Consider the following 26281-nt stretch of genomic DNA (forward strand, 5'->3'; position numbering starts at 1 on the left):
CTCGCCGGGATCGCAGAGGAATCTCAGGGACTGGCGATAGCCGATCCGCATCGCAAGACAAACCCCGCGACCTGGTCCAACGCGTATCGGGCGCTTGCAAGCTCGTCGGTCGAGCGCTGGAACACGTGATGGAGTCCCTCGTAGATTTCCAACTGCACCGTGTTTCCCCGCTGCGCAGCGGCAGCCGCGTAGCGCCGGGCGTCGTCGAGCAGCAGTTCGTCCGTACCGACCTGAATGGCGATCGGCGGCAGATGTGCGGGAACGTGGTACAGCGGCGACGCCCGTCGGTCCGCGGGATCGGCTGACCCAAGGTACGCGGCCGCGGCATCGGCGAGTATGGGCCGCGTCAAGACCGGGTCGCGGGTCTCCTCACTGCGCGACGACGGGCCCGTCAACGCAAGATCGAGCCACGGCGAAAAAGTGGCCACACAAGAAACGTTCATCGACCGACCTCCATCAGCGCCCAGCGCCGCAAGCGCGAGCCCGCCGCCTGCCGAGTCGCCAACCAGCGCGATGTCGCGAATGCCTGACTGCGCCATCCACCGCAACGCTTCGATCACGGCATCGTATGCCGCGGGAAACGGATGCTCGGGCGCAAGCGGATAGTCGAGAACGAAGGTGTCGATGCCGGCACGCACGGCGATCTGACTCGCCAGGCCGCGATAACCGGTGGCAGACCCGAGTACGAACGCGCCTCCGTGCAGAAAGAGGATCGCGCGGCCGGCCACGGCCGATTCGGGCCGAATCCACCAACCTTTTACGTCCGCGCTCTCGACTCTTTCAAGATCGACGCCATCCGCTATAGGCGTTTGCGCCGTCATCGCGTCGTAGGCCTCACGCGAGGCTCCGCCGAATTCCGCAAAGAGTCGCTGAGTACGGTCGAGCACCGAGATCGCCGCCTCGCGGTCGTCGTCACTCAAGGGGTGCCGCATCTCGATCAGGTTGGTCTGCTGTACGACGCTCATCATTTGCTCCTTCGTTAGCGGTGGTCGATGGGCAGACGATATCGATTCCACGCAGCGTATAGAAGAAGGCTGAACGGAATACAATCAATTCCATTCTGGAAGTTTTGGGAGGCAAGGAGTGGACCGTCTGGATGCGCTCAAACTTTTCGTCCGCATCGTCGAGAGCGGGTAGTTTCGCTGCGGCGGCGCGCGAAATAGGCGTGGGCCAGCCCGCGGTCAGCAAGCAGATCGCGTCGCTCGAACGCCATCTTGGCGCCCAACTGGTCAGGCGCACGTCGCGCAGCATGACGCTGACCGAGACGGGACAATCGGTCTATGAAGCGGGTTTGCGCATCATTGGAGATTTCACGGAGCTCGAATCGTCCGTAGGGCGCGGTCAGGTTTCGCCGGCCGGGATGGTCCGGGTCACCGTGGCGCCGGTTTTTGGCCGGCTGTATGTGGTGCCGCGCCTGCCGGCATTTTTCGCCAGGTATCCGAACGTGTCGGTGGACCTGTCGGCCACGGAGCGAACCGTCAATCTGGTCGAGGAGGGCTTCGACCTTTCGATCAAAAGCGGGCGGCTTGCCGACTCTTCGATGATTGCAAGGCAGCTGGCATCGAGCCCAGTCGTTGTCGTCGCAACGCCGGATTACCTCGAAAAACACGGGCGCCCCGAACGGCCACAGGATCTCGCCCGACATGCCTGCGTCGTTTTCGCACCGCTGCGCGAGCCGCGGGCGTGGCGCTTCGAAAACGTCGACGGTCCCGGCTTGCACGTCCCGTCCGGCAATTTTCACACCGGCGACGCGGAACAGATTCGCGCTGCCGTGCTCGCCCATATGGGACTGGTTCAAGCGCCGGCGTGGCTCTTTGCGCCGGAGATCGCGAGCGGTGCGGTCGTCAGCCTGTTGCCGGATTTCGCGCCGGCGCCGATGCCCATCCACGCCGTTCATCCTGCCGGCCGACGATTGCCGACCAAGACCCGCGTATTTATCGATTTCGTTTCGGAAATTCTCACGTCTGATCCCGGTCCGGCCTTTGTCCCGGTCAGGACCTAGCGAGTGTTCCGCCGACACGGATCATGCCGAACAGGGATCGCGGTTCGGCCTTACCGCGCCGCAGCCAATCGCCGGTCGACAAGGCACTTGACCCGTCCGACAATGCTTGGCGAAACACGGTCGAACCGGCTGTGATCCAAGCGTCTTTTTCCAATGCAGCGGGGGTCCCAGGCGGTCGTCCGCGATTTTTTTGACGCCCCCTGTCCGCCAGCATGCGGCCCGCGCGTCATTGTGATGGCGGCCGATGCAATTCATCCGCCTCAACCCCATGACGGAGGCTCAAATGGAATACCTGTTGATGATCTACTCGGAAGAAAACGGCTGGAACAAGATGACCGAAAGCGAGCGGCAGCAAGGCGTTGCCGCCTATCACGCGTACACCGAATCGTTGAAGAAAGCGGGGGCTCTGGTGGGGGCCAACCGGCTGCAGCACACGAACACGGCCACCACGGTGCGGCTCGTCGACGGCAAGCCGCAAGTGCTCGATGGACCGTATTCCGATTCGAAGGAGCAACTCGCCGGCTACTACCTGATCGACGTGCCGAACCTCGACGCGGCGATGTCGTGGGCGTCGCGTTGTCCCGGCGCGGCGCACGGCGTCATGGAGGTGCGCCCGGTCTGGACCGCCCCTTACGAGGCACCCACTGCATGAGTGCGTCCGGCGGCGCCCTGGGCGATGACGGCGCCGCGCGTTCGATTGCCGAGGCGGTCGCTCGCCGCAGCTACGGCAAGCTCGTCGCGCTGCTGGCAATGCGCACGCGCGACGTCGCCGCAGCCGAGGACGCGCTCGCCGACGCATTCGCGGCCGCGCTCGCGGACTGGCCGGAGCACGGCTGTCCCGCGAGTCCTGAAGCGTGGCTGATGACGGTTGCGCGCCGCCGGGCGATTGACGGCGCGCGTCGCCGCCAGGTTGGCGACGACGTGGCGAACCAGTTGATGATCCTCGCCGACGAGATCGACGAGAGTGAGGCAGGCGCGTTGCCCGACCGGCGGCTTGCGCTGCTGTTCGCGTGCACGCACCCTGCGCTCGAGGCCGCGATTCGGACGCCGCTGATGCTGCAAGTGGTGTTGGGGCTGGAAGCGAAGATGATTGCGTCGGCGTTCCTGATGTCGCCCGCCGCGATGAGCAAACGTCTCGTGCGGGCGAAGACCAAGATCCGCGAAGCGGGCATTCCGTTCAGCGTGCCCGAGCGCGAGGAGCTGCCCGGCCGGCTCGACGCGGTGCTCGAAGCGGTCTATGCGGCGTATGCGGAAGGTTGGACGGACCCGGTCGGCGGCGATACCGAGCGGCGCGACCTCGCGGACGAGGCGCTGTATCTCGCGCAACTGCTCGTCGAGCTGCTTCCTGACGAACCGGAGACGTTGGGCCTGCTCGCGCTGATGCTGTTTGCACAGGCGCGACGTGATGCGCGACGCGATGCGGCTGGCGACTACGTGCCGCTGTCGGCCCAGGACCCTGCAACGTGGAACGCGCCGATGATCGACGCGGCGAACGCACTGCTGCGGCGCGCGAACGCGCTCAACGCAATCGGGCGCTTTCAGCTCGAGGCCGCGCTGCAGTCGGCGCATGTGGATCGCTGCCGGACGCGTCGCCCGAACTGGGACGAGATCGTGCAGCTCTACGATGGGCTGCTCGCCATTGCAGCGTCGCCGGTGGTCGCCGTGAACCGTGCGCTTGCCGTGGCCGAACGCGACGGCCCGCAGGCGGCGCTCGACGCGCTTGCGCCGTATGCGGACGACCCGCGGCTGGCCGACTACCAGCCCTACTGGGCCGCACGCGCCAATCTGCTCGCGCGTACCGGCGCGACTGCGCAAGCACTCGACGCGTACGATCTGGCAATCGGCCTTGAGCGTGATCCGGCCGTACGCCGGTTCCTGCAGCGCAAGCGAATGGAGCTTGCGTCGACGAGCAGTTAGCGGAGTGGGTTGCGTTTGCCTGCTTCGTCAGGTCGGGCGTGGCGGCTTTGCCCCGACAGGCCTGCGCCTGAACCTTACCGCTCCGGCTGCAACAGCCCCCAGCTCACGAGAATCGCCTGGATGCTGCGCGCGTAGGCGTCGCGCTCGTGCGGCGATTCCGAGTGATACGCTCCGATTGCGCGCCATGTGTTGCCGTATCGCACCATCTTCTGCTTGAGCAGCCACGCGGCCACGAAGATATTCACGCACGGGTCCGTGAGCGCGCGGTGCGGAATGCCCCGGCTCTCGAGTTCAGGAAAGTGGATCGAATTGATCTGCAATTGCCCCACGTCGATCGAACCGTTGGCGTTGCGGTTGATGGCGCTCGCGTCGCCTTTCGATTCGCGCCATGCCACGGCGCGCAGCACGTGCGGATTGACGCCCTGGTAAGCGCCGGCCTTGTCGAAGCAATCGTCGGCGGACGGGGCGGCTTGCGCGGCCGAACTGCCGAGCGCCAGCAGCGCCGCCCAGGCGCATAGGGCCCACGACCGCAAAGGGCGGAAGGCGTTGGTCTTGTGCTGGTCCATGAGTCGGGGCTCCAGGTCCTGCTTTACTGCGCCAGCGCGGAATCGAGCTGCCGCTCGATGTCCTTGAGATAGGTGCGCGACGCATCGGAGACGACGAGGCGCGGCGTGGGCATCGCGCAGCGGCAATCGTGCTGGTGCGTCTTTTTCTTGTTGTGCGACGTCGAGCGCGGCGCGGGAAGATCGTCGTCGTCGCCGGTGGAGGGCGGCAGCATGGAGAGCGTGGGCAGCGGCGGGTAGACCTTGTCCGCAGAGGCTGTGGTGACAGCGGTGGCAGTGCCGGCCGCAGTCGCAGGCGCGCTGGCAGCGGGCTGGCCCGCCCATGCGGCCGAACCTAAGCATAGCGATGCCGCGGCGAAAGCAATCAGGCGCATCGTGTCAGCTCCCCGCATGTAGCGGCTGGATCGAGACGCTGTACGTCTGGTTCGCGCCGGTCGTAAGGTTTTCGAGCGTGGGTTTGAGCCCCTGCTGCGGCACGCCCCGCCAGATCGCCTGGTTGATGTACTTGAAGTCCTGGCCCAGCGCCGTTACGCGGATCACAGTGGGCTGCTTCTGCGCGGCGGCGAGCGCACCCGCCTTGGCGAGCACCGTAGTCAGTTGCGGATCGCGCGCGCCGAGTGCATCGGCGGGAATGTCGAACTTCATGATCACGTCCGACACCGCAGGTTTCTCGGCTTGAGCCGTATTGGGCTGCTGCAGTTGTGCACAGCCCGTTACAAACATTACGGCAAGTAAGAGCACAACGCGCGTCACGTCGGGGTCTCCAAAGTTTCGTGGCGATGTACGCGTTTTCGGCTTGGGATGCTCAGACTTGATACCTGGGGGCAAACGTTTGCGAAAAAAGAAAGAGTTCGCTCTCGCGGCGCCGCTTCCCGGAAGGTTGCTGCGTGCACCTCCGCCTTCGAGCAAAGAACTTCTTGCCCTGTCGGGTAAAGCCACAGCGATTGCTACGCGTACGCTCGTCTGAACGCGATCGACCTGACGCCCCAACCCGGCAAACCGACTCACGCATACCGCGCGAGAAACATATCCGCCGCCGCTTCCGCGATGCGCTTCTGCTCCTTGGCATCGAGCGGCACTTGCCCCATCGCCACTTGCGGCCAGAAGGCAAAAGCCTTCACGAGCCCCTGCAACTGCAGTGCCGCGAAGACGGGGTCATCGGTCTTGATGCGGCCGTTCGCGGCGGCCGCCCGGACCCACGCCGTCAGATCTTCCTCGCGTTCGCCCATGCGAGCGACCATGTCCCGCGCGCGCTCCGGCGAATGGATGCCAGCCGAGATCGCCACCCGTGCAAGCGACAAAAAGGACTCGTCGTGAAGCAGCCGCAGCTTGCGCTCCAGCAGATCGAGCAACTGCGCGCGCAACGGTTGGTCAGCACGATAAGAGGGTGCATCGCCGTCATGGCTCGCGTCCCACAGCTGATGGAGAATCGCCGCGAAAAGTGCTTCCTTGCTCGGGAAATGGTTATAGACCGTGCGCTTCGAGACATTCGCGCGGGCGGCGATACGGTCCATGCTGGTAGCGTCGTAGCCGGCCGCGAGGAATTCCTCGATCGCGGCAGCGACGATCGCGACGCGCTTTCGGTCAGTCAGACGTTGGGGGCGGGCACAGGATTCCATCCAACAATTTTACACTGAGCAGTTTACTTTTATTTAAGATAATCTACACTGCCGAGTGTAAATTTTCTTCGGAAGGTAAACTTCATGACGTCGCTTCCCGCCCTGGTCCGCCGAATGCTCGGCGTGAACGCCGCACAGCGCAGCCGCGCGAGGTTCAGCCTGTCGCCGCAGCATGACGGCGAGCGCTTTCGCAACGTCAAGCCGCGTCCGGCGGAAAGCCTGCGCAAAACGCTCGGCCTCGCGTGGACGGTGCTGTTCAACAAGCCGCGCGGCACCGTGCCGGCCGACGCGTTGCCGGTCGAAACGCTGACGCGCGCGCAACTCGACGCGGCGCCCGACCGCAGCCTGTACCGGCTCGGTCATTCGACGATGCTGCTGAAGTTGCGCGGCAAGTTCTGGCTGACCGATCCCGTGTTCGCCGAGCGGGCGTCTCCGTTCCGCAATCTCGGTCCGAAGCGCTTTCATGCGCCGCCGATCTCGCTCGACGATTTGCCGCCGCTGCACGGCGTGATCCTGTCGCACGATCACTACGACCATCTCGACCGCGAGACCGTGCTGATACTGGCGCAGCGTACCGAGGTGTTTTTGACGCCGCTTGGGGTCGGCGACCGGCTCATCGAATGGGGTATCGACGCGGCAAAGGTCCGGCAGTTCGACTGGTGGCAGGGCACGGAGGTCGAGGGCATCGAGTTCACCGCGACGCCCGCGCAGCACTTCTCCGGGCGGAGCCTGTTCGACGGCAACCGGACATTGTGGGCGTCGTGGGTAATCGTCGATCACGATTTGCGCGTGTTTTTCAGCGGCGACACCGGTTACTTCGAGGGTTTCAGCGCGATCGGCGAGCGCCTCGGACCATTCGACGTCACGTTGATCGAAACCGGCGCGTACGACGCGATGTGGCCATACGTCCATATGCAGCCCGAAGAAACCGTGCAGGCGCATATCGACCTGCGCGGCCGCTGGCTCGTGCCGATCCATAACGGCACCTTCGACCTCGCGATGCATCGCTGGCAGGAGCCGTTCGAAAGGGTGACGGGGCTGGCGCTCGCGCGCGGCGTCGCGCTGTCGACACCGCGCATGGGCGAGCGGCTCGATCTGACCGCGGTGCATCGCGGCGAACGCTGGTGGCGCGACGTTGCGCAAACCGCTGCCGTGCCGAAGGCTTCGTGGCGGATGTGCGCGTCGCGCGGGGTCCAGGAGGGGGAGTCGTCCTGAGGTCGTTGGCACCGCCACGTCTTTGCGGCGCACGAGAGCGCACGAGCGGACTGTTTCGCGGCGGCGCGCGGGTGCGGCGCGCGCACGTTGCCGTTCCCGCCGAAGCGCTCGCGACCTCGAAGTACGCTCCGTCGGAACTGTCCGCCGCGGCGTGATACGCAACGGTCGATCTGCGGGTCAATTCTTCAGGTCGGCGAGAATGCGTTCCGCGAGAAAATCGCACACGGGCCGTTTCGAAGCGGCACTTCGCGCCAGCACGACTTCAAGCGTGCCGATTTCCGGCAGGCCATTCGCGGTTCCCAGCAGCGAGAAGTGAGCCGGTACCGCGCACTTGGCCAAAGGCGTCACCGCGAGTCCGGCCTCGGCCATCGTCAGCAGACCCAGCAGACTCGGACTTTCATACGAGGTTCGATAGGTGATGCGCGCGCGCTCCAGGCTCCGGATGGCTTTCTCCCGCGCGACGCTGCCGGGCAAAAACACGGCGATCGGCAAGGGCCTTTCACGCCAGATCTCGGTCGCGCCTGGCGCGGCGGCCCAGACCATCGGTTCATGACGCAAGAACTCGCCGTGCAATCCTTTCACGCGCGTCGCGCAGACGAGATCGACCGTGCCGTCTTTCAACATGGGCTCGAGAGCGACGCTTGGCAGGCCCACTACCTGAATCTCCACCTTCGGATAGGTCGCCGAGAATTTCTTGAGGATCGGCGGGAACAGTGACGTCGCATAGTCGTCAGGCACGCCGATCACCACGCGTCCGGTCACGTCGGGCCGTACCACCGCTGCCCACGCTTCGTCGCGCAGGGCGATCATCCGCCGCGCGTAGGTCAACAGCATTTCGCCGTCCTGCGTCGGCACCACGCTGCGAGGCTTGCGCACGAAAAGCGCCTTGCCGAGCGCCGTCTCGAGCGTCTTGATCTGCATGCTCACCGCCGATTGCGAACGATGCACGACCTGCGCCGCGCGACTGATCGTGCCGGCGTCCGCGACCGCGATGATCATGGACAGCACGTCCAGATCGAGCGCTTTCATTTCCGTTGCCATGATGGTTGATATCAGAAAAGTAGATCGATTCCATCAATATTATGCGATTTTCTTTTGCGAGCACACCCTCGATAGTGGCGCCAAAGGAGTCCTGTGATGAATGCACGTACCAGCCCATCGATTCTGGCCCCGGCCTTTGGCGCGGCCGCGCCATCGTTTGTGACCACCGCATCGAGTCTTGCGATACCGTATGTCGAGTCCGGGCGCGGCGAGCCGATGGTGTTCGTGCACGGCTCGCTTTGCGACTATCGCTATTGGGACGCCCAGATGGCCTCCCTGTCGGGCCGGTTTCGCTGCTTCGCGCCGAGCTTGAGCCATTACTGGCCTGAGATCGATGCATTTGGACACAGCGACTTCAGTTGGGAAGCGCACGTCGAGGAAATTGCCGGATTCATCACGGCGCTCGACCTTGCTCCCGTTCATCTGGTCGGTCACTCGCGGGGTGGGTGCGTGGCTTTCCATCTCGCGCGCGAATTTCCGCGCCTCGTGAAGACGCTGACGCTAGCCGATCCCGGCGGCCCGCTGCAAACCGAACCGAGGGGGCAGCCTGCGTTCATGCCGCCAGCGACCAACGTGTTGCGCGCACGGGTCGCGGAACTGATCGAGCGGGGCGAGTTCGACGCCGGCTTGTCGATGTTCGTCGACTCGGTGAGCATGCCGGGGTTCTGGAACAAAAGCCCGGAGAGCTTTCGTCGCATGGCGCTCGACAACGCGCTCACGCTGCCAAAGCAGTTGCTCGATCCGCTTCCCGCCTATACGCCGGAAGCCGCGCGCGATATCAAGTGCCGTACGTTGTTGATCGACGGCCAGAAAAGTCCCCGTATGTTCCGCAATACGGTCGACAAGCTCGAACAGTGGATCGAGTTTGCCGAACGCGAAACGATCGACGGTGCGTCGCATGGGATGAATGTCGCGAGACCGGATGCGTTCAACAGGGCGGTTGCGACTTTCGCGGCGTAGCCCGGTTGGCGGCAGAGTGCTCCGGCGTGCACGCTGGTTTTCCCGGCCAGCAAGGTATCGATCTTGTGATCCTGGGCCAGCAACTCGGCCGCCGTACTCGAATGAATGACCGAGCCGCGCTCGAGCACCACGGCGTTGTGCGTGATGCCCAGCGCCTTGCGCGCGTTCTGCTCGACCAGAATCACTGAGAGGCCTTCGTCGCGGATGATCTCCGAGAGGATGCGCATCAAGTCCTGCACGATAATCGGCGCGAGGCCCTCGAGCGGTTCGTCGAGCAGCAGCACCTTGGGATTGAGCATCAGCGCGCGGCCGATGGCCAACATCTGCTGCTCGCCGCCGGAGAGCTGGTTGCCCATATTGGCGCGGCGCTCCTGCAGGCGCGGGAACATCCGGTAGATGCGAGCCAGATCCCACGGACCGGACACGGCGATCGCCGTCAGGTTCTCTTCGACCGTCAGCGACTTGAGGATATTGCGTTCCTGCGGCACCCAGCCGATGCCGGCCAGCGCGCGCCGGTGCGGTCGTAGTCCGCGCTTTGCTTCACGAGCCGCGCGCCCACTTCGGGACGCGCCAGCGATTTCGACGGCTTCAGCCGAAGCACGCTGCCTCTTCATTGGGCGGCCAGAGGCAGCCGGACACGGTTCTTGCTTGCGTATTCATCGATTCATCAATTCGGCGGGGCCAGGCGCAAAGCCGGCACGCATAGTGCGGACACGCGAGCGCCGTCGTGCCAGCGGGCGACTCGGGCGCAGCGTCGAGCGACCCCGCGGTCACGACGACGCCCGATGCCATGCAACCGGGCCTTCGACCACAAGGAGGAGTTTCAATGAAAGACATCGATCTGAACCAGCGCGTCGAAGAAATCGAACTGGCTCTTTCCACACTATTCGAGTCGCCGAAGGCGCCCGCGATCAGCAGCTACGACGACGGCCGGACGTTCTTTATCCAGGCCTCCTGGGTCGTCGAGTCACATGGCGACACGACGCTGGATGCGCGATGCGTGCTCACACTCCACTTTTCGGATCCGCAGATTCAGCGTTACGCGCAGATGGACACGGCACAACGTATCCTCGTGCGCGAACGCCTCTGCCAAATGGTCCGCGATCGACTCCGAGCGGAAGGCGGTGAGTTGCCCTTGCGGGGAGAGTGCGCCGAAGACCTGCATGTGGAGGATCGGCTGCTGGATGTCGACGATCAGCTCTGATCCATCGCGGACGGCGTACGTCCGCGGCTTGCCGATTGGCTGTCCGAGCCGGCGGCCGCCTGCCAATCGAGTTGCGCCTGAATCTCCACGATGTAGCGAGGTCGAAAAGTGACTAGCACGATTCTTCGCTCGGGACCGGGGGCGGGAGCGACTCGAGCAACTTCACGAGCCTTGCCTGCTGCTGCGGAGTCAGTCCTTGAGTAGCGCTCACCTGCTGAACACGCGCGCGCCAGTAGGTCCGGCTGAACAACGAATCCGCGCCATCGGAGGACAGGATCCGTTCGAGATGGGAAATCGCATCTCCAGCGGTCAGGGGTGTATAGGGGCTCTCCCTGTCCGGGGGCCCTTTCCTGATTGTTGTTTTCATCCACTTCTCTCAGGTGGTGACCGGCTGGGTCCGGTCGTATACGTCCGGCTTCAATTGGCCGGTTCGTGCCAAACAACCCATGCGGGGCGCGCGCCCGCCAGCTACCTGGCGGGCCAGGTAGCATGACGCGCGCGGGGTCGCGTGGCGACGCGACCCATTGCAAGCGGCACGGCCCCGGTGTTCAGCAAAGCTCCGCGGCGGCCACCCACGGCATCGTCTCGAACTGCCTGAGAACGGTGTGCAGCGATCCGGAGAGCCTGTCGGCAAACGCGATCGTCATGTCTTCGACGTCACGTTTACGGTTGCTCGTAATCCGTACCTCCTCGATGGCATCTGCGACCGGCATCAATACCTGCCACACTGCGGCGACCCGCATGCAGCCGCGCCTCGTACGAACCGTAATCTGATGGCCTGTGGCCTTTAGTTGTCCGGTGGTTTCCGGTGTCATTCTTCAGCCCTCTCGATGTATCTGATTTGTTATTGGCACGGACGATGCACCTACATTCGCCCGCGCGGTTGATGCCACCACTCATGATGATCCAGCTGTCGTAGCAGTCGTGCCCGTCTGCGCTCACGGCGATAGTGATCAATCACCATCAGCATTGCGATGCCGAGGGCCGAGCCCCCAATGATCAGGCCCATCCAGGTCTCACTCATGACACGTTCCTCTCATGGAAGCACAGGGGTGTTGCGTGAATGGTTCACGCCGCTTCGTCCGATGTTCCGGGGCGTACCGGCGCGGTGTGTCGCGTTACTGCATGTGCTGGCCACCGTTGATCGCGATATTGGAGCCGGTCACGAAGCCGGCATCGTCCGAGCAGAGATAGAGCACGAGCGCCGCGACTTCCTCGGGTTTGCCGAGCCGTCCCATCGGGATATGCGGCAGGACCTTCGTATCGAGGATCTCCTGCGGAATCGCGGTGACCATCTTGGTGGCCAGGTAGCCCGGCGAAATCGTGTTGACGGTGACCCCTTTGCGCGCCACTTCCAGTGCTAGCGACTTGGTGAAGCCGTGCATGCCGGCCTTGGCCGCGGCGTAGTTGGTCTGGCCGACCGAGCCTTTTGAACCGTTGACGGACGAAATATTGACGATGCGCCCCCAGCCTCGTGCGACCATCTCTTCGCACAGCGGCTTGGTCATGTTGAAGACCGAATCGAGGTTCGTGCGAATGACCGCATCCCAGTTCACCTTGTCCATCTTCCTGAGGGTCATGTCCTGGGTGATCCCCGCGTTGTTGATCAGGATGTCGACCGGGCCGACCTCCGCCCGAATCTTGTCCGCGCAACGCTGGCATGAGTCGTAGTCGGCCACATCGACCGGGTAAGCGCGGAAGCTCCGGCCCTGAGTTTCCATGTCAGCCAGCCATTTGTCCGCACCGGTGTTGTTCGGCGAGTGCGTGACTACCACCGCATACCCTGCGTCGTGCAGTTTCGTACTGATCGCTTCTCCCAGGCCGCCCATGCCGCCCGTTACTACTACGATTCGTTTCGTCATCCTTTCCATCCGTGATCGTAATGTCTGCGAGGATCGTGAATACCCAATGGCCGTCTCGCATACCCGCCATCGCTTTGCCACAATGCGCTGCCGCCTCCAGCGTCAAGGGAGGAACGGCTGCGGCATTGATTGAACTGCGCGGGTTTTTATAGGCTTGTGGTATTGCGCGAATGGAGCCGGGTGCGTCAGCTCGCGGCGATATGCCGCGCCGGCGCACTGCTCAAAGATTCCAGATGCCCCGAATGGTGTTTCTCGCCTGCCGGTTCAGGCCGGCGAGTTTCTGTGCCCTTCAAACGCTTCGCCGGCGAGCGAAAGAAAAATCGACGCATTCGTTCGGCAGAATTTCAGCAAATCTTCGGACGAAAGGTCTCTCATTGCTTCTCCCTGGATTGATTTCGAACCCACTTGCCCCGGAGACGACATGCGCAATGAATGTGCTGAATGTCAGTCGGAAACGATTCCAGAGCAAAAGTATTATTAGTAAGACTGAATAAACACCACAAAACCAGTTCGCCCCGGATCGCACTTCTGATCGTCGGTATTCAACAGTCGAATGACGACACGGTGTCCATAATCGGGTCGCGGCCGATCGGTTGGCCATAACCCTCGTCAGTCCGGCCGTGCCGCTGACCGGATGCTTCGCCCTGGATTTCAACTGTCATGAAATGACATAACAATCGATGTTAGAAGGTTCATTCTAACTTCAAATTGTTAAATTTTTGAGAAGAAGGGCTAGGTAAATACCCTTATTCCGAAAGGTCGGCTATCAGAGGAGATAGTCGAGCTAAGTCGACGTTCGAACGTCCGAACGAAGGACGCGCATGGCCAGCGATGATGAGTGCGCTCTCCGATTGCTTCGCGGAGCACCCCAACAATGTCACGAAAATGTCCCAAATGACAGGACACTGCAGTGAGCACCACCGGATGCATCATTGCATGTCATGCAAGAAAATGACAATTCAGCCGACGCTGTCAGACACTTCTGCCTGGGCCCGGCCGGCTCGCTGCACGAGGGGCGGCTGCCCAAGGAGCGTCGCTCGTCCGCGGCGCGTGCGGTAGAGAATGGCGAACGCTGCGGCGCGGCACGCATAGCGAATGCGTGTCGGCGGCGGTGAACGGGACCGGGTTTCCAAGGGCAACGCAGGCGCACCTAGAACACCGTTCGCACGCGAGCGTAAGATGGAAACGATTGATCGATGAGTTTCAAGGGGGCGCCATGAAGACGGTGTGCCCGCTGCACGGGCCAACGACCATCGTCGGCACGAACGCGTATGGGTTTCCGATCTATGCCTGTTGCCGCGACGACGTTCCTTATGTCACGCCGCCGGACGCCTGTACGCGTGAACCGGCGCAACGCGGACAAGAATCGAAGCCGCCACCGCGGCAGCCTCAGGCAAACAAGGAACCACGCTGACGTTCGCGGGCGACGTCATACCCGCAGCGAAACCTTATCGGCTGCAGTTGCAGTCGATCAACGCATCAACGAGGCGCCAGTCCTGCCAGTCGCAAAAGTCGAGCATCAGCGTGCCGCATGGTTCCGGACGAGCCGCGAGTCGCTCCGCAAGTTGCTCGTGAATGCCGCGATGCCGTGTATCGCCACACGCCACGACGACCGGCGCCGCCGCCATCCCCGTGCCGCTGCAAAAGTTGATGACCCACCGCTCGCCGCACAGAGCGGGGGCGAGGTTCAACAGTGAATCGATGGCGCGCCATTTGTAAGCGATCGATGTCGGCACCGGCACGCGAAACTCGTCCTGAATGGTGAATGGCGTGGGCACGACGTCGATATCGAACGTCGCGTTCTCGGGCCAGACTGTCAGGTCGATGCCGAGCGGCGCTTCACTCGCGAAGCGCCGCAGTAGCACGATGCTCCCGCGTACCGCCTCCAGCAGCGGCCGCCCGGAAGCAAGGTGCCAGCGCACATCCGCATGTCTTTCCACATACCACTCGAAGGTCGCGGCAAACGCGCGGGCGCAGTCGCGCGCGGGCCATTCGTCCTTGACGGACATGACGATACATTCGCCGCGGTGAAGCGCGAGAAACTGAGCGCATGTCCGCACCACATCGTCGAAAGTCAGACCCAGCGAGATGCCGCCGTGATGAATCGCGAAGCGATTACCCTCATGGCGGCAGCGGATGTCGAGGACCCGCACGCCATGGTGCAACTGATCGTCGAGCGCGGCATGCTGCGTGCGCGCGAGCCGGTCATCGACCGTGTAGGCGCAGGTGTCATGGCTGCCCGGCAAGGTCAGTGCGGACAGCAAGCGGCTCCCATCGATGGCCGACATCCAGTCAGCCGGCGAAACGGTGTGATCAGTCAGGGCAGGGCGCAAGAGAACCTCTGGATAAGCAAAGCGTCTGCTGCAGCGGCGGCGTGAAGTCGGAGCCCCCTACTTCAACCCGCCCGAAAAGCCCTGCAGCAGATAGCGCTGCACATAGCCCGCGAGCAGAAGCGTCGGCACCGACGAAATCAGCCCCGCGCTCATCAGTTCACCCCAGTCGATGCCGTTCTCGGTCACATAACCCGCCATGGCGAGCGGCAGCGTGAAATGACTCGGCGACGAGACGAACAACAGCGCCAGCAGAAACTCGTTCCACGCGATGATGAACACGAAGATGGCGGTGGCAACGAGACCTGGCGCGCACAGCGGCACGACGATGAAGACGATGCGCTGCGCGAGGTTCGCGCCGTCGAGCGCCGCGGCCTCCTCGAATTCGATCGGCACGTCGCGCACGAACGGCAGCAACATCCAGATCGCCATCGGCAGCGCGTACAGCTGATAGGCGAGTATCAGCCCAAACAGCGAATCGAGCAGATGGAGCCACTTGGCCAGCGAAAACAGCGGTACGGCCACCGTAATCGGCGGCATCAGCTTCAGTGCCAGCACGAGCAGCAGGAACAGCAGATCGAGGCGCGCGGGAAATGCAAGCCGCGCGAGGGCATAAGCGGCCGGAAAAGCCAGCGCGAGCGCGAGCAACGTGGCGCCTGGCGCGACCCACACGGAGTTCAGCACCGACTGGGCCATGCCGCTTTCCCACACCGCCGCGAAATGCTCGAACGTGGGCGCCGAAGGCCACAACGCGAGCGGATGGGCGAGGCGTTCCAGCGTCGGCGTGAAGGCCGCGCCAGCCATCCATATGCACGGCAGCAGCAACACCGCCAGCGCAGCGATCCGCAACAGCCCTCGCACCGCGGCAGCGGACGAGCGTCGCGCTAAACCCTGCAAGCGTGCGAGAGGCATCAACGGTCGCGCTTGACGGCCGATTTCCATATGTATCCCGAGACCAGCACCGCGCACGTGAGCAGCATCAGTACCGAAGCCGCGCTGGCGGGTCCTACGTTGAAGAACCGGAAACCCGTGTCGTAGATGTACGTCGACAGCGTTTGCGTGGCATTGCCCGGACCGCCGCCCGTCAATGCGTACACCTTGTCGAACAGCTTGAAGGTGTCGATCGAGCGCAGCAGCATCGCGAGGGCGACGTGGGGTGCAACGAGCGGCAGCGTGATGTATCGCAGGCACTGCCATTCGTTCGCGCCGTCGATGCGGGCCGCCTCGGCGATTTCCGGCGGAATCGACTGCAGCCCCGCGAGAATGATCAGGAATGCCATCGGCGTCCATTGCCAGACATCGACCAACATCAGCGACCAGAGCGCGAGGTGCGGATCGGATAACCAGGGCACCGCCGGCAGACCTGCCGCCGTGAGCAGCGCATTCAGGAAGCCGCGGTAATTGAGCCAATTGCGCCAGATGGCGGAGCACACGAGCGTGGAGAGCATCATCGGCAGCACGGCGAGCGGCAAGGCGATGCGCCGGCCCGGAAACGCGCGCACGAACAGCAGCGCGAGCGCGAGGCCGAACAGGACTTCAGCGAGCGAGGCCACGCTCATGAACTGGATCGTATTGACGAAACTCGTGCCGAACTCGCCGTCCGCAATGACCGATCGATAGTTGGCGAGCCCGATGAACGAGCGATGCCCCGACGCGTAATTCACCGAGAAAAACGAATCGATCAGCACGCGCGCCATCGGGTAGAGCGCCAGCACGCCGAGCACGAGCGCGGCTGGGCTCATCAGGACGATCAGCGGCAGATAACGTCGCAACCCGCTCATCGACTCTCTCCCACGCTTGTCTGCGCTGTCACCGCCGCTTTCACTGCAATGCGGCGTTGGCCTGGGCGATCTTCTGCGCCGCCTGATGCAAGGCTGCGTCGGGCGCGGCCTGCCCCGTCAGCGCGAGTTGCAACGCGTCGCCGAGAATCGCCTCGATCTGCTGCCAGTCTTTCACGCGAGGCCGCGCACGGCCCGCTTCGAGCGCCTTCAGCTGGTCCGGGTACCAGCGATACTGCTTGACGAGCGTCGGATTGACGAAGACGCTCTTGCGCGTCGGCGGAATGCCGAGCACGGCCAGTTGTGTTTGCGTGGCCGACGAAGTCAGATAGGCGAGGAAGTCCGCCGCCACTTTCGCATGTGCCGCATCTTTCGCAATACCCATTTGCCAGATGCCGAGCATCGGCGCCGGCCCCTTGACCTGACCGGGCGGCGGTTGCAGCGCGACCTGGCCGACGACGCGCGACTTCGCCGGATCGTCGAGCGCGGGCAGCCAGGCGGGCCACACTTCGATGGCCTGCGCGGCCGTGCCGCCTTGCAGGGCGTCTCGCACTTCACCGGCGCCATATACGTCGACGTCCTTCGGCGCCCACTTCTTCAGGGCGAGCAGCATCTTCAGCGCGGCCAGCGCTTCGGGCGAATCGATCGTGACCTTGCCGTTGGTGTCGACGACATCTCCGCCATAGGCCCACAGGATCGGCAGAAAACCGGTGACGACGGGGTTACCCTTCACGCCGCGAAACACGACACCCGAGACGTCCTGGTCGGCTGTGCCGATGGTCTGCGCGATCTTCAGCACGTCGTCCCAACTGCGCGGCGGCTGCAGGCCGCGACTCGCGAGCAGATCCTTGCGATAAGCGAACATCTCGACATTGCCGACGATCGGCATCGCGTACAAGGTTCCCGTCGACGTTCGTCCGAGGGAGATCGTGGACGTCACCATGTCGGCATCCGCGAGCGTGGCGGGCAGCGGCTGAAGCCATCCGTCGGCGATGAATTCGGGGGACCAGGTGTCGTCCATCATCACCAGGTCATAGGCGCGCGTGTTTTCGCGTAATGACAGCTTCAGTTTCTGGTACAGGTCGTTGTTCGGCAGCTTCAGCAACTCGATATCGAGGCCCGGGTGCTGTTTCTTGTAGCCGTCCACCGCCTGCGCGAGTCCGCGGCCGTAGATGTCGTCCCGGCCTGCGATCACGAGATCCGCGGCATGGGCACCAAGGGCGGCGACGGACAGGCAAGCCGCGACGCAAGCCGCGCGCAGGCAGGCGAACAGGGTGGTCCGCTGGATCATTGAAGCCATGGCTCTTGAATTCCTCTAGGGAAAGGCGTATGCGTACGATGAGTCCAGAGCAACCCACCCCGCTTTTTTTTGATCGCGCGCAGCGTTGCGAAAAATAGATGCCAGATGCGGCAGCGGGAATTGCAGCAACCTAGCATGACGTACATGTGTCAGCAAGCAAGGTTGCCGGGTAGTGTTCGGACCCGCACGCAGGCACGCTTGGCCGCGTGGTCCGTTTCCGCGCCGCGACCGCCCTCGGCTGATCATGGCGCGGGTTGGTTCATTGAACCGCCGCACCAACCCCGCAAAGCGATGCGGCCACAATGCTTCGGATCACGAATGAGCGAGAGGATGAAGGCCGCTAGTCTCGCGGTCCATAGCCATCGCTCTCACGATGGACAAACCGCGTCCGGTGGCGCGGGCGGCAAAATTTTTTCCGCTCTGCACCATGAAATCCGTAGCGACCCGGTCATCGTTTGTACCGATTGAGCGCTGCGAGTCCCGTGAATATTGTTGTGTGCGCATTCTTCAAATGCTGCGATGTGGCGGGCAAATGTTGCTCAACGATCCTTTCGAATCGGAGATGCATGATGTCCAGTAACAGTGTGTGGCGAAACTTTCATTGCGTCGTCGCGACGGGGATGGTAGCGGCGGGCCTGGCTCTGCCGGCAGGCGCCCATGCGGCGGCAGAGCCGATCAAGATCGGCGTGATCAGCGAAGAATCCTCGGTGGCGGGCGCTTCGATCAGCAAGGCGGCGCAACTCGCCGCGGACCAGATCAACGCCAGCGGTGGCGTCGATGGCCGGCCCATCCAGATCGTCGCGTACGACGACCATTCATCGGCTTCGGACGGCGTGCGCGCCTTCCAGCGCGCGGCGACTCAGGACAAGGTAGTCGCTGTGATCGGCAGCTACATCAGCGAAGTGGCGCTCGCGATGGAGCCGTGGTCGGGACGCCTGAAGATGCCCTTCATCACTCCCGGCGCGGCTAGCAACGACATCTCGAAGCACGTTCACGACGACTACGACCACTACAAGTACACGTTCCACGGCTGGATGACGTCGGCGTTCATCGCACAGTCCATCTGCGACTTCTCACACGACGTTCTGGTCGGCCAGTTCAAGATGAAAACGACGGTCGTCATGAGCGAGGACGCGGCGTGGACCAAGCCGCTCGACGAACGCTACCTCGAATGCCTGCCCAAAGCGGGACTTCAGGTGCTCGATCACATCCGCTTCAATCCTGACACTTCCGACTTCACGCCGATCTTCAACCAGATCGAGGCGAAGCACCCCGATACGATCACCACCGGCATCAGCCACGTTGGCGTGCAGCCGACCGTGCAATGGCACGACCAGCAGGTGCCGATCCCGATGTCGGGCCAAAGCTCGCAGGCCACGACCACGAGCTTCTGGAAGGACACGAACGGCGCGACGGAAGGCGTGATCACGGCCTCGGCCGCGGCGCCGGGCGTGGCGATCACGCCGAAAACGGTACCTTTTACGGATGAGTATCAGAAGAAGTTCGGCGTTTCTCCGGCGTATTGCGGCTTCACGAGCTACGACCTCGTCTACATCCTCGCGGACGCGATCAAGCGCAACAAGGGCTCGACCGATCCGGACCAGATGGTCGACGCACTCGAGAAAACCGACTACGTGGGCACGATCGGACGCTGGCAGTTCTACGGCAAGAGCGATCAGTTCACGCACGCGCTGAAGTACGGGCCCGGCTATATCACGGGCATCGACCTGCAATGGCAAAACGGCAAGCAGGTTGCGATCTGGCCCAAGTCGATTGCCAACGGCGTGGTCAAATTCCCGACCTTCATGAAGGTGCAGCAGGCAAGCGCGAACTAGCAGCGCGACGATCGCGACTGTCCGGACCCGCGCGTAGCGAAGGCCCGGACACCGCACGCATCGACACCTTAACCAACATGAAAGGCCGGGCATGTTGCTACTGCAGATTCTCGTCGACGGCTTTGCGATCAGTTCCCTCTACGCGCTGGGCGCGATCGGTTTCACGTTGATCTTCGGCGTCTCCGGCATCTTGAATCTCGCGCACGGCGGCGTGATGCTGGTCGCGGCGCTGATGGGCTGGATGCTCGCGGGCGAGGCGGGACTTGGCACCTATCTCGGCACGCTGCTCGGCGTGTTGGCGGGTCTCGTGACGGCCTTCGTCACCTACCTGATGGTGGTGCGGCCCATTCAACGCTCGGCCGCGATTCCCGGCGAAGAGAAGGAAATCTTCGTGCTCACCGGCACGCTGCTGTGGGGCATCATGATCCAGCAGGGCATGGCGTGGCTCTTCACCGACAACCCGGTGACGATGCGCCCGCTGATCAGCGGTGTGGCGATGGTCGGCAGCGTGCGCGTGCCGTTCAACGAAATCATGATCGCGGTGGTCTGCTGGGCCGTGATCGGCATGTTGTGGCTGTTCGTGAACCGCACGCGCGCAGGCAAGGCGCTGCTCGCGGCTTCGATGAACCCTCGTGGTCTCACGCTGCTCGGTTTCGAACTCTCCCGAATCTATCTTCTCGCGTGGAGCATCTATGGGGTGCTGGCCGGTATCGCGGGCGTGCTGCTCGCTTCGTTCCTCGGCGTGAGCACCAACAATGCGGGGCAGCTCACGGCCAGCGCATTCTCCATTGTGGTGCTGGGCGGGCTCGGCAGCGTGTCCGGTTCGCTGATGGCCGCGTATGTCGTCGGTTATCTGGAAACCATTACGGCCTATCTGATCGCGCCGACCCTGCGGCCGCTGCCCGCGTTGCTGCTGCTGGTGCTCGTGGTGTATGTAAGACCCCAGGGCTTCCTGGGACGCCGCTAACAGTGCGAATGGAGCGTACCCCCATGTCCGTTCTTCTCCGTTCGCGTGGCGCATGGATCGCCGTTGCGCTCGTCGCGATGGCGGCGACGTTGCCGTGGTGGCTTTCGGGCTACATCCTCGGCGTGCTCACGGTTGCGTATTACTTCGGCGTGTTCGCCATGTCGTGGGACCTGTTGTTCGGCTTTGCCGGCGAGGTCAACTTCGGGCCGACGTTCCTGATCGGACTCGGCGCCTATTCGGCCGCGATCCTCGACGCCAGATGGGGTCTGCCGATACCCGTTTGCGTGCTCGCTGGCGGCGGCGTCGCGCTGGTGGGCGGCCTGCTGCTGGCGGTGCCCGCGCTGCGGTTGCGCGGTCCTTACTTCGGGCTGGTTACGCTCGTGGCCGTGCTGCTGCTGCAGAACGCCATCGTGATCTTTGCGGGCATAACTGGCGGCGAGATCGGCATGATGGTGCCGGACGTGATGTCGGTCGATGCGAACCATAACTACTGGATCGCGCTCGCGTTCCTGATCGTTTGCGCCGTCCTGCTGTTCGGCCTGTCGCGTTCGGCCGTCGGTCTGATCCTGCAGGCAAGCGGCCAGGACGCGACCGGCGCGCAGGCGCTGGGTTTCAATGTCACGCGACACAAGCTCGTGGCCTTTTGCATCAGCGCCGTTTTCTCCGGCGTGGCCGGCGCGATGCTGGTGTTCTACCAGGGCACGGCCTCGGTGAGCACGGTGGTGGATCTCAGCGTGGGAGTACAGATCATCATCGCGGCCGTGCTCGGCGGACGCCGCACGATACTCGGCGCGGTGCTCGGCTCGATCTTCCTGATCGTCGCCGGCGAGTTTCTGCGCCCGCTCGGCCAGCTCAACACATTCGTCGTCGCGGCGGTCGCACTGGCGGCGCTGCTGTTTTTTCCAGACGGTCTGCTCGGCAATCTGCTGCGTGCGAGGGAGCGCCAATGAGCGACACGCCGCTGCTCTCCGTACGCGGACTGACCAAGCGCTTCGGCGGTCTCGTCGCCGTGAAGGATATCGGCTTCGACATCCGGCCCGGCGAGATTCTTGGCCTGATCGGACCAAACGGCTCGGGCAAGTCCACCGTCATGAAGCTGATCATGGGCATCGAGCGGCCCAACGCGGGGTCGGTCAAGGTGAATGGCGTGGAGATGGCCGGCTGGGCGCCGCACCGGATCGCGCGCGCGGGCGTGGGCATCGTGTTTCAGCATTCGCGGCCGCTCCATCGGCAGACGGTGCTGGAACACATCAAGCTCGCGCTACTTCCTGATTCGCTCGTCAAGCTGGCCGCCGAACCGCACGTGCACCAGCGCGCGCAGGAAATTGCCTCGCGTGTGGGCCTTGCCGCCGTCATGCATCGGCATCCCGCGACACTGCCATTTGCGGATCTGCGCCGCATGGAGATGGCCAAAGCGATTGCGCGCGACCCGCAGGTCGTGCTTGTGGACGAGCCGTTCGCGGGACTGACGGTGGCGGAATCGGAGGCGTTTTCCGAGCTGATTCGCGGCTTTCGCGCCGAAGGCCGCGCGGTGCTGCTGGTCGATCACAACGTCAAAAGTCTGTCCGCGCTCGCCGACCGCGTGCTCGCGATGTACCTTGGCGAGCATGTCGCCGAGGGCACCGCCGAACAAGTGATGCAGAACGAGACAGTGCGCCGGGTCTATCTGGGCAGCAAGCTGGAGTTGCGCCAGCGCACCGGAGCCGCGGGCATTGCCAGGCCCACGATCCTCGAGGTGACCGGTGTGCGTGTGCTTTACGACAAGGCGTGCGCACTCGACGACGTCAGTCTGCAGGTGCGCGAGGGCGAGTTCGTATCGGTTGTCGGTCTGAACGGCGCGGGCAAGACGACGCTTTTCAACGCGCTCTCGGGCCTCGTGCCGTACAAGGGGACGATTCGCTTCGACGGGCGCGATCTGCGCGGCAGCAGCGGAGCCGCGATCTCGCGCGCCGGCCTCGTGCAATGCCCGGAAACGCGCGAGCTATTCGGCGACATGACAGTACGCGAGAATCTCGAACTCGGCGGATATCATCTCGCCGATACGGTGCGCGCCAAACAGCTGTCGTGGCTGTTCGATCTCTTTCCGATCCTCAAGTCGCGCCAGGGCCAAACCGCGCGCACGCTTTCCGGCGGCGAGCAGCAAATGCTCGCGATCGCGCGCGCGCTGATGACCCAGCCGAAGCTGCTGATTCTCGACGAACCGACACTGGGGCTCGCGCCCGTGATTCTCGAGCAATTGTCGAAAGCGCTGGATTCGCTGCAAAAGTCCACGCCCATTACCGTACTGCTGGGCGAGCAGAACGTCAGGTTTGCGCTGCCGCATGCGGACCGTGTCTACGTGCTCGAACATGCACGCATCATCTGGGAGGGCAGCGCTTCGCGCTTCGAGGCTGAGATGGGGCGCGGCTTTCTCGAGGCAGCGCCTACCGGTGAGCCCGACGCCACGACCTCCGGCGACGCGCGCAGCTAAGGCCCGCAGCGGCAGGCGAGCCCATAGCGCGGCATCAGGACAGGGACGCAAAGCGAAATCGACCCGCCGCCTTCGTCAACAGACCGGTCTGCTCGGTAAGCGACGCGGCCGCGGCGGCTGCCTGCTCGACCAGCGCGGCATTTTGCTGCGACATCTGGTCCATCTGCGTAATCGCCCGATTGACTTCCTCGATGCCATCGCTCTGTTCGGCCGAGGCCGTCGCGATGTCGCTCATGATCGACGTGACGCGGCTGACGGCCGTCTGTACTTCGCCCATGGTCTCACCGGCCCGACCGACCAGGCGCGAACCGTCCGCGACGCGGGCTGTCGAGGCGTCGATAAGCTCCTTGATTTCCTTCGCCGCTGTCGCTGAGCGCTGGGCGAGATTGCGCACCTCGCCAGCGACGACGGCAAACCCACGTCCTTCCTCTCCGGCGCGAGCAGCCTCGACAGCCGCATTCAACGCAAGGATGTTGGTTTGAAAGGCGATGCCTTCGATCACGCCAATGATCTCGCCCATCCTCTTCGCACCGTCGTGAATGTCGCTCATCGCGGCGATGACCTGACGCACCACGTCCGCACCCGCACCGGCCGTCGCCTTCGTCGCGTCGGCCAGCTCGCGCGCTTCACGCGCGTGCGCGGCGTTCTCCGTGACGGCATTGGTGAGTTGCTCCATGCTCGCCGCCGTTTCCTCGATGGACGCCGCCTGCGTCTCGGTGCGCGCCGACAGGTCCGCGTTGCCGGCCGAGATCTGCTGGGTCGCGGATGCGATCGACTCGCTGCCGCGCGCGATCTGTTCGATCATCGTGCCGATGTCCTTCTGCATCTGCCCGACGCTTCTGACGAGGCGACCCATTTCGTCATCACTGTCGAAGCGCAATTGCTGCGACATGTCACCCTGAGCGAGTCGCTCGACATGGCGCACCGTCATATCGATCGGGCGCGCGATTGCGCGAAGCAGCGTGAAACCGCAGGTGACGCAGGTCAGAAGACCGACGGCGATCGCGATTCCGGTAATTGTCACGAGGGTGTCATAGCGGTCCTGTGCCGTCTTGTAACGCACATTACCCTGCTCGTTGCGAAACTTGTCCAGATTCGCGGTTTTCTGCGTGAGAGCCGCCGACAGCGGTGGCATCACGACCATCGCATCGTGGTCGGCGGCTTCATGGTCGCCACGGCTCATCGCGTCCATCATCGGCTCGAGTGCGCCATGCAGCATCGCTTCCCGGGCGTCGGCCACGGCCTTCGACAAGGCCGCCTCGGCCTCGGAAACGGGCAGTGCGCGGTACTCTTTCCAGGCCTTGTCGGAGACCGCAAGATAGTTGCGCGCCTTATCGATGAGCGCGGTTTTGTCCGCTGCTTCCGGGTGCAGCAGCACGCGGTCGAGCGTGGTACGCACTACCGTCAGGTTCAGGTTGGACTTGCCGAGCGCGGTTGCGGCAGCCACGTCGTTCGTGTACGCCTTCGCAACGGCATGGTTCGAACCACGCATGCCGGCGATTCCCAGCACGCCGGTCACGGTCAGCAGGAACCCGAGCAAGGCGAGTGTGGCGAGAAGACGGAACTTGATGGTCAGTTTCATGCTGAGTTCGGTGGAGTGAGATATCTCTGCATTAACGGCACCGACCCGGAAAAGTTCAGTTCTATTGATGATTCGGCGAGCCGTCGAGAAGCGCGGCGGCTTCGGTCGTCGGTGCCGGCGGGATCGCCGGTTGCGCGGCAGGACCAGGTGTGTGGAAGTGAGGCGTATTGTCGCGATCCAGCACCGCGCGCGCCAGGTTCCTGTCGAGTTGCCCCTCCCAGCGAGCGACGACGACGGTGGCAACGCCATTGCCGATCAGGTTCGTGACTGCGCGCGCCTCGTTGAGAAAGCGGTCCACGCCGAGCAGCAGCACGAGGCCTTCCACGGGAATCTTGTGCATCGAGGCGAGCGTCGCGGCCAGTGCGACGAATCCCGCCCCGGCCACACCCGCAGAACCCTTCGACGTGAGCAGCAGTACGCCGAGCACGAGCAACTGGTCCCAGATGCTCAGGTGGACGTTCATCGCCTGGGCGATGAACAAGGCCGCCATCGTCAGATAGATCGCCGTTCCATCGGCATTGAACGTGTAGCCGGTGGGCAAGACCATGCCGACCACTGGGCGAGCGCAGCCCATCGCCTCCATCTTGATCAGCATCTGCGGCAACACCGCTTCCGTCGACGCCGTGCCGAGCGTAATCAGAATCTCGTCCCTGATGTAGCGGAGAAACTTCCACAGCGATAGCCCGCACATTTTCATGACGAGGCCGAGCACGACGAACACGAAAAAGAACGAAGTCAGATACAGACAAAGCATCAACTCGCCGAACGATGCCAAGGTGCCGATGCCGTATTTGCCGATGGTGAAGGCCATGCCCCCGAACGCGCCGATCGGAGCAACGTACATGACGATTCGCACGACGCCGAACATTCCTTGAAGGAACATGTCGAGCATGTCGACGAATGGCGCGGCACGAGGTCCGAGCTTTGCCAGCGAGATGGCGAGCAGGACTGAAAAGAAAATGATGGGAAGCATCTCGCCTTTGGCGAATGCCCCGACGATGCTATTCGGAACGATGCTCATGAAGAAGTCGAGCATGCCGTGTTGCTGCGCCGCGTGCGTGTAGGTCGAAATCGCAGCGGCATCGATCTGCGAGGGATCGATGTTCATTCCGCTGCCGGGTTTGATGACATTGACGACCACCATTCCCGCTATGAGGGCAATGGTCGACGCCAGTTCGAAATACAGGAGGGCTTTCACGCCAACCCGGCCCGCTTGATGAAGGTCGTTCATGCGCGCAATCCCGACCACGACCGATGCAAAGATGATCGGTGCAAGCAGCATCCGGATCAGCTTGATGAACAGGTCGCCCAGCGGTTTCATCTGCGAGGCGAGCTCGGGGTAGAAGTGGCCGAGCAGGACACCGGCCACGATCCCGATGAGGACCTGAACGTACAGCTTGGAAAGTGCTCTTGTTACTTTCGATACTGGCATGTCTGTCTTATATGGACGCCTCCCGGTTTGCCAGGTGATATTCGGTGTGTGACGGACAGGATGAGGTTGCAGACTTATATCCGGCCTGTGGTGCGGATGGTGATCCGCTGGCCCTGATGGAATCTGCCGGGGAAGTCCTCATCTCCTGCGAGTCCTCGAAGGACAAGACAGAATTCAGGTTTGCTTCCCCGCGGTCCGACCTGT

Annotated in this window: 26 protein-coding genes and 2 pseudogenes; 11 read left to right on the forward strand and 17 right to left on the reverse strand. The window is 63.3% G+C overall.

What is annotated here, in order from left to right; translation table 11 throughout:
- Positions 1–23: 23 nt before the first annotated feature.
- The gene (locus OKW26_RS15825) at positions 24–1049 is read right to left on the reverse strand and encodes an alpha/beta hydrolase fold domain-containing protein (protein WP_429354335.1); all 1026 of its coding nucleotides are present in this window, start codon (positions 1047–1049) and stop codon (positions 24–26) included.
- 47 nt (positions 1050–1096) lie between these two features.
- On the opposite strand from OKW26_RS15825, the pseudogene OKW26_RS15830 reads away from it, so the two are divergent.
- The 4 genes and pseudogenes from OKW26_RS15830 to OKW26_RS15845 all read left to right on the forward strand — a co-directional run.
- Positions 1097–1213 (forward strand): annotated as a pseudogene (locus tag OKW26_RS15830) (LysR family transcriptional regulator); the annotation flags it as partial.
- A gap of 36 nt (positions 1214–1249) precedes the next feature.
- Positions 1250–2002 (forward strand): substrate binding domain-containing protein, encoded by a 753-nt coding sequence (locus tag OKW26_RS15835; RefSeq protein ID WP_429355229.1) that lies wholly within the window; start codon positions 1250–1252, stop codon positions 2000–2002.
- Positions 2003–2285: 283 nt separating this feature from the next.
- Positions 2286–2654, forward strand: coding sequence for a YciI family protein (locus tag OKW26_RS15840; protein ID WP_184023933.1), 369 nt, complete (start codon positions 2286–2288; stop codon positions 2652–2654).
- Positions 2651–3919, forward strand: a complete 1269-nt coding sequence (locus OKW26_RS15845; protein ID WP_429354336.1) for an RNA polymerase sigma factor — start codon at positions 2651–2653, stop codon at positions 3917–3919. The genes OKW26_RS15840 and OKW26_RS15845 overlap by 4 nt, the downstream gene beginning before the upstream one ends.
- 74 nt (positions 3920–3993) lie before the next feature.
- Here the strand turns inward: OKW26_RS15845 and OKW26_RS15850 are convergent, their stop codons facing one another.
- From OKW26_RS15850 to OKW26_RS15865, 4 genes are all read right to left on the reverse strand, one after another.
- Positions 3994–4485 (reverse strand): lytic transglycosylase domain-containing protein, encoded by a 492-nt coding sequence (locus tag OKW26_RS15850; protein ID WP_429354337.1) that lies wholly within the window; start codon positions 4483–4485, stop codon positions 3994–3996.
- 23 nt (positions 4486–4508) lie between these two features.
- Positions 4509–4856: a hypothetical protein gene (locus OKW26_RS15855; protein ID WP_184044876.1), complete on the reverse strand. Its 348-nt coding sequence runs from the start codon at positions 4854–4856 to the stop codon at positions 4509–4511.
- Between the two features lie 4 nt (positions 4857–4860).
- Entirely contained in the window at positions 4861–5235 is a 375-nt protein-coding gene (locus OKW26_RS15860; RefSeq protein ID WP_184067907.1) for a hypothetical protein, read from the reverse strand.
- Positions 5236–5486: 251 nt separating this feature from the next.
- A complete protein-coding gene (locus OKW26_RS15865; RefSeq protein WP_429354338.1) occupies positions 5487–6101 on the reverse strand; it encodes a TetR/AcrR family transcriptional regulator in 615 nt (204 codons plus the stop codon).
- Positions 6102–6185: 84 nt separating this feature from the next.
- On the opposite strand from OKW26_RS15865, the gene OKW26_RS15870 reads away from it, so the two are divergent.
- Complete coding sequence (locus tag OKW26_RS15870) at positions 6186–7316, forward strand: MBL fold metallo-hydrolase (RefSeq protein WP_429354339.1); 1131 nt, start codon at positions 6186–6188, stop codon at positions 7314–7316.
- A 177-nt stretch (positions 7317–7493) separates the two neighbouring features.
- Here the strand turns inward: OKW26_RS15870 and OKW26_RS15875 are convergent, their stop codons facing one another.
- Positions 7494–8345 carry a LysR substrate-binding domain-containing protein gene (locus OKW26_RS15875; protein WP_184069590.1) on the reverse strand — a complete coding sequence of 284 codons (852 nt, stop codon included), beginning with the start codon at positions 8343–8345 and terminating at the stop codon, positions 7494–7496.
- A gap of 108 nt (positions 8346–8453) precedes the next feature.
- On the opposite strand from OKW26_RS15875, the gene OKW26_RS15880 reads away from it, so the two are divergent.
- On the forward strand, positions 8454–9317 hold the full coding sequence (locus OKW26_RS15880; protein ID WP_429354340.1) for an alpha/beta fold hydrolase: 864 nt from the start codon (positions 8454–8456) through the stop codon (positions 9315–9317).
- A gap of 44 nt (positions 9318–9361) precedes the next feature.
- Here the strand turns inward: OKW26_RS15880 and OKW26_RS15885 are convergent.
- Positions 9362–9880, reverse strand: a pseudogene (locus OKW26_RS15885) (ABC transporter ATP-binding protein); the annotation flags it as partial.
- 263 nt (positions 9881–10143) lie between these two features.
- Between OKW26_RS15885 and OKW26_RS15890 the strand changes: the two are divergent.
- Positions 10144–10521 (forward strand): DUF3022 domain-containing protein, encoded by a 378-nt coding sequence (locus OKW26_RS15890; protein WP_429354341.1) that lies wholly within the window; start codon positions 10144–10146, stop codon positions 10519–10521.
- A 112-nt stretch (positions 10522–10633) separates the two neighbouring features.
- Here OKW26_RS15890 and OKW26_RS15895 read toward each other — a convergent pair whose 3' ends face one another.
- The 8 genes from OKW26_RS15895 to OKW26_RS15930 form a co-directional block, all read right to left on the reverse strand.
- Complete coding sequence (locus tag OKW26_RS15895) at positions 10634–10888, reverse strand: hypothetical protein (protein WP_260321441.1); 255 nt, start codon at positions 10886–10888, stop codon at positions 10634–10636.
- Positions 10889–11069: 181 nt separating this feature from the next.
- A complete protein-coding gene (locus OKW26_RS15900; protein WP_184067919.1) occupies positions 11070–11336 on the reverse strand; it encodes a hypothetical protein in 267 nt (88 codons plus the stop codon).
- 50 nt (positions 11337–11386) lie between these two features.
- Positions 11387–11545, reverse strand: a complete 159-nt coding sequence (locus tag OKW26_RS15905; RefSeq protein ID WP_429354342.1) for a hypothetical protein — start codon at positions 11543–11545, stop codon at positions 11387–11389.
- A 94-nt stretch (positions 11546–11639) separates the two neighbouring features.
- Positions 11640–12383 (reverse strand): acetoacetyl-CoA reductase, encoded by a 744-nt coding sequence (gene phbB, locus OKW26_RS15910; protein ID WP_429354343.1) that lies wholly within the window; start codon positions 12381–12383, stop codon positions 11640–11642.
- 1448 nt (positions 12384–13831) lie between these two features.
- On the reverse strand, positions 13832–14716 hold the full coding sequence (locus OKW26_RS15915) for a phosphatidylinositol-specific phospholipase C (protein WP_429354344.1): 885 nt from the start codon (positions 14714–14716) through the stop codon (positions 13832–13834).
- 57 nt (positions 14717–14773) lie between these two features.
- Positions 14774–15625 (reverse strand): carbohydrate ABC transporter permease, encoded by an 852-nt coding sequence (locus tag OKW26_RS15920; RefSeq protein WP_429354345.1) that lies wholly within the window; start codon positions 15623–15625, stop codon positions 14774–14776.
- Positions 15625–16494 carry a carbohydrate ABC transporter permease gene (locus tag OKW26_RS15925; RefSeq protein ID WP_090810929.1) on the reverse strand — a complete coding sequence of 290 codons (870 nt, stop codon included), beginning with the start codon at positions 16492–16494 and terminating at the stop codon, positions 15625–15627. Before OKW26_RS15925 ends, OKW26_RS15920 begins: the two co-directional genes overlap by 1 nt.
- Before the next feature lie 40 nt (positions 16495–16534).
- Positions 16535–17791 carry an ABC transporter substrate-binding protein gene (locus OKW26_RS15930; RefSeq protein WP_429354346.1) on the reverse strand — a complete coding sequence of 419 codons (1257 nt, stop codon included), beginning with the start codon at positions 17789–17791 and terminating at the stop codon, positions 16535–16537.
- 569 nt (positions 17792–18360) lie between these two features.
- Here OKW26_RS15930 and OKW26_RS15935 point away from each other — a divergent pair.
- The 4 genes from OKW26_RS15935 to OKW26_RS15950 all read left to right on the forward strand — a co-directional run bounded on the left by OKW26_RS15935 (position 18361) and on the right by OKW26_RS15950 (position 23063).
- A complete protein-coding gene (locus OKW26_RS15935; RefSeq protein WP_429354347.1) occupies positions 18361–19626 on the forward strand; it encodes an ABC transporter substrate-binding protein in 1266 nt (421 codons plus the stop codon).
- A 91-nt stretch (positions 19627–19717) separates the two neighbouring features.
- Positions 19718–20593: a branched-chain amino acid ABC transporter permease gene (locus tag OKW26_RS15940; protein ID WP_184024029.1), complete on the forward strand. Its 876-nt coding sequence runs from the start codon at positions 19718–19720 to the stop codon at positions 20591–20593.
- Positions 20594–20616: 23 nt separating this feature from the next.
- The gene (locus OKW26_RS15945; protein WP_187613388.1) at positions 20617–21543 is read left to right on the forward strand and encodes a branched-chain amino acid ABC transporter permease; all 927 of its coding nucleotides are present in this window, start codon (positions 20617–20619) and stop codon (positions 21541–21543) included.
- A complete protein-coding gene (locus OKW26_RS15950) occupies positions 21540–23063 on the forward strand; it encodes an ATP-binding cassette domain-containing protein (protein ID WP_429354348.1) in 1524 nt (507 codons plus the stop codon). Before OKW26_RS15945 ends, OKW26_RS15950 begins: the two co-directional genes overlap by 4 nt.
- Positions 23064–23097: 34 nt before the next feature.
- On the opposite strand, the gene OKW26_RS15955 is transcribed toward OKW26_RS15950, so the two are convergent.
- Together OKW26_RS15955 and dctA are read right to left on the reverse strand one after the other, a co-directional pair.
- A complete protein-coding gene (locus OKW26_RS15955; RefSeq protein WP_429354349.1) occupies positions 23098–24645 on the reverse strand; it encodes a methyl-accepting chemotaxis protein in 1548 nt (515 codons plus the stop codon).
- A gap of 61 nt (positions 24646–24706) precedes the next feature.
- Positions 24707–26077, reverse strand: a complete 1371-nt coding sequence (dctA, locus tag OKW26_RS15960) for a C4-dicarboxylate transporter DctA (RefSeq protein ID WP_429354350.1) — start codon at positions 26075–26077, stop codon at positions 24707–24709.
- Between the last annotated feature and the right edge of the window lie 204 nt (positions 26078–26281).

This window comes from Paraburkholderia sp. 32 (assembly GCF_050435345.1).
GTDB lineage: Bacteria > Pseudomonadota > Gammaproteobacteria > Burkholderiales > Burkholderiaceae > Paraburkholderia > Paraburkholderia tuberum.